Origin of the sequence: Leclercia sp. AS011, assembly GCF_037152535.1 — a bacterium.
In the GTDB taxonomy this organism is placed as follows: Bacteria; Pseudomonadota; Gammaproteobacteria; order Enterobacterales; family Enterobacteriaceae; genus Enterobacter.
Genome location: NZ_JBBCMA010000017.1, coordinates 1 through 716, shown reverse-complemented (window position 1 = coordinate 716; position 716 = coordinate 1). Strand labels below are relative to the sequence as shown.

Genomic DNA, 716 nt, shown 5'->3' with positions numbered 1-716 from the left:
TTCGCCGAAACAGCTTCGGCGTTGTAAGGTTAAGCCTCACGGTTCATTAGTATCGGTTAGCTCAACGCATCGCTGCGCTTACACACCCGACCTATCAACGTCGTCGTCTTCAACGTTCCTTCAGGACTCTCAGGGAGTCAGGGAGAACTCATCTCGGGGCAAGTTTCGTGCTTAGATGCTTTCAGCACTTATCTCTTCCGCATTTAGCTACCGGGCAGTGCCATTGGCATGACAACCCGAACACCAGTGATGCGTCCACTCCGGTCCTCTCGTACTAGGAGCAGCCCCCCTCAATTCTCCAGCGCCCACGGCAGATAGGGACCGAACTGTCTCACGACGTTCTAAACCCAGCTCGCGTACCACTTTAAACGGCGAACAGCCGTACCCTTGGGACCTACTTCAGCCCCAGGATGTGATGAGCCGACATCGAGGTGCCAAACACCGCCGTCGATATGAACTCTTGGGCGGTATCAGCCTGTTATCCCCGGAGTACCTTTTATCCGTTGAGCGATGGCCCTTCCATACAGAACCACCGGATCACTATGACCTGCTTTCGCACCTGCTCGAGCCGTCACTCTCGCAGTCAAGCTAGCTTATGCCATTGCACTAACCTCCTGATGTCCGACCAGGATTAGCTAACCTTCGTGCTCCTCCGTTACTCTTTAGGAGGAGACCGCCCCAGTCAAACTACCCACCAGACACTGTCCGCAACCCGG

The 716-nt window shown here is 55.0% G+C and carries 1 rRNA gene; it reads right to left on the bottom strand.

Features of this window, described 5'->3' with window-relative positions:
- Positions 1-25 precede the first annotated feature (25 nt).
- A 23S ribosomal RNA gene (locus WFO70_RS22295) occupies positions 26-716 on the bottom strand; the annotation flags it as partial.